The sequence below is a fragment of the Vibrio sp. Y58_MX_L22 genome (assembly GCF_024181865.1).
In the GTDB taxonomy this organism is placed as follows: Bacteria; Pseudomonadota; Gammaproteobacteria; order Enterobacterales; family Vibrionaceae; genus Vibrio; species Vibrio alginolyticus.
In genome coordinates, this window is the sequence record NZ_JAMZAN010000031.1 from 1 (window position 1) to 2,783 (window position 2,783).

Consider the following 2,783-nt stretch of genomic DNA (forward strand, 5'->3'; position numbering starts at 1 on the left):
GGCGAACCGGGGGAACTGAAACATCTAAGTACCCCGAGGAAAAGAAATCAACCGAGATTCCGAAAGTAGCGGCGAGCGAAATTGGACTAGCCCTTAAGCTTTACACGCGTTAGACGAACAGCCTGGAAAGGCTGACGATACAGGGTGATAGTCCCGTAGTTGACGACGTGTGTTCAGTGAAATCGAGTAGGGCGGGACACGTGATATCCTGTCTGAATACGGGGGGACCATCCTCCAAGGCTAAATACTACTGACTGACCGATAGTGAACCAGTACCGTGAGGGAAAGGCGAAAAGAACCCCTGTGAGGGGAGTGAAATAGAACCTGAAACCGTGTACGTACAAGCAGTAGGAGCAGGCTTTGTCCTGTGACTGCGTACCTTTTGTATAATGGGTCAGCGACTTATATTCAGTGGCAAGGTTAACCATCTAGGGGAGCCGTAGGGAAACCGAGTCTTAACTGGGCGTTCAGTCTCTGGATATAGACCCGAAACCAGGTGATCTAGCCATGGGCAGGTTGAAGGTTGAGTAACATCAACTGGAGGACCGAACCGACTAATGTTGAAAAATTAGCGGATGACTTGTGGCTAGGGGTGAAAGGCCAATCAAACCTGGAGATAGCTGGTTCTCCCCGAAAGCTATTTAGGTAGCGCCTCGGACGAATACTACTGGGGGTAGAGCACTGTTAAGGCTAGGGGGTCATCCCGACTTACCAACCCTTTGCAAACTCCGAATACCAGTAAGTACTATCCGGGAGACACACGGCGGGTGCTAACGTCCGTCGTGGAGAGGGAAACAACCCAGACCGCCAGCTAAGGTCCCAAATTACTACTAAGTGGGAAACGATGTGGGAAGGCTCAGACAGCCAGGATGTTGGCTTAGAAGCAGCCATCATTTAAAGAAAGCGTAATAGCTCACTGGTCGAGTCGGCCTGCGCGGAAGATGTAACGGGGCTAAGTAGTAAACCGAAGCTGCGGCAATGCACTTTAGTGCATTGGGTAGGGGAGCGTTCTGTAAGCGGTTGAAGGTGTGTGGTAACGCATGCTGGACGTATCAGAAGTGCGAATGCTGACATGAGTAACGATAAAGGGGGTGAAAAACCTCCTCGCCGGAAGACCAAGGGTTCCTGTCCAACGTTAATCGGGGCAGGGTAAGTCGACCCCTAAGGCGAGGCCGAAAGGCGTAGTCGATGGGAAACGGGTTAATATTCCCGTACTTCTTACAATTGCGATGGGGGGACGGAGAAGGCTAGGTGGGCCTGGCGACGGTTGTCCAGGTTCAAGTGCGTAGGCTTGAGAGTTAGGTAAATCCGGCTCTCTTTAAGGCTGAGACACGACGTCGAGCATCTACGGATGTGAAGTCATTGATGCCATGCTTCCAGGAAAAGCCTCTAAGCTTCAGATTGTAAGGAATCGTACCCCAAACCGACACAGGTGGTCGGGTAGAGAATACCAAGGCGCTTGAGAGAACTCGGGTGAAGGAACTAGGCAAAATGGTACCGTAACTTCGGGAGAAGGTACGCTCTCGACGGTGAAGTCCCTCGCGGATGGAGCTATTGAGAGTCGCAGATACCAGGTGGCTGCAACTGTTTATTAAAAACACAGCACTGTGCAAAATCGCAAGATGACGTATACGGTGTGACGCCTGCCCGGTGCCGGAAGGTTAATTGATGGGGTTAGACTTCGGTCGAAGCTCTTGATCGAAGCCCCGGTAAACGGCGGCCGTAACTATAACGGTCCTAAGGTAGCGAAATTCCTTGTCGGGTAAGTTCCGACCTGCACGAATGGCGTAATGATGGCCACGCTGTCTCCACCCGAGACTCAGTGAAATTGAAATCGCTGTGAAGATGCAGTGTACCCGCGGCTAGACGGAAAGACCCCGTGAACCTTTACTACAGCTTGGCACTGAACATTGACCCTACATGTGTAGGATAGGTGGGAGGCTTTGAAGCGCAGTCGCTAGATTGCGTGGAGCCGTCCTTGAAATACCACCCTTGTAGTGTTGATGTTCTAACGTCGACCCCTTATCGGGGTTGCGGACAGTGCCTGGTGGGTAGTTTGACTGGGGCGGTCTCCTCCCAAAGCGTAACGGAGGAGCACGAAGGTGGGCTAATCACGGTTGGACATCGTGAGGTTAGTGCAATGGCATAAGCCCGCTTGACTGCGAGAATGACAATTCGAGCAGGTGCGAAAGCAGGTCATAGTGATCCGGTGGTTCTGAATGGAAGGGCCATCGCTCAACGGATAAAAGGTACTCCGGGGATAACAGGCTGATACCGCCCAAGAGTTCATATCGACGGCGGTGTTTGGCACCTCGATGTCGGCTCATCACATCCTGGGGCTGAAGTCGGTCCCAAGGGTATGGCTGTTCGCCATTTAAAGTGGTACGCGAGCTGGGTTTAGAACGTCGTGAGACAGTTCGGTCCCTATCTGCCGTGGGCGTTGGAGAATTGAAAGGGGCTGCTCCTAGTACGAGAGGACCGGAGTGGACGAACCTCTGGTGTTCGGGTTGTGTCGCCAGACGCATTGCCCGGTAGCTAAGTTCGGGATCGATAACCGCTGAAAGCATCTAAGCGGGAAGCGAGCCTTGAGATGAGTTCTCCCTGATACTTTAAGTATCCTAAAGGGTTGTCGTAGACTACGACGTTGATAGGCAGGGTGTGTAAGCGTTGTGAGGCGTTGAGCTAACCTGTACTAATTGCCCGTGAGGCTTAACCATACAACACCCAAGGGGTTTTGATGGACTCAATGAAAGAACATTGAATGTGTAAGAACGAGAATTAAA

The 2,783-nt window shown here is 52.0% G+C and carries 1 rRNA gene; it reads left to right on the forward strand.

The features are described 5' to 3' along the window. Positions 1–2,717, forward strand: a 23S ribosomal RNA gene (locus NL626_RS22880); the annotation flags it as partial. Positions 2,718–2,783 lie beyond the last annotated feature (66 nt).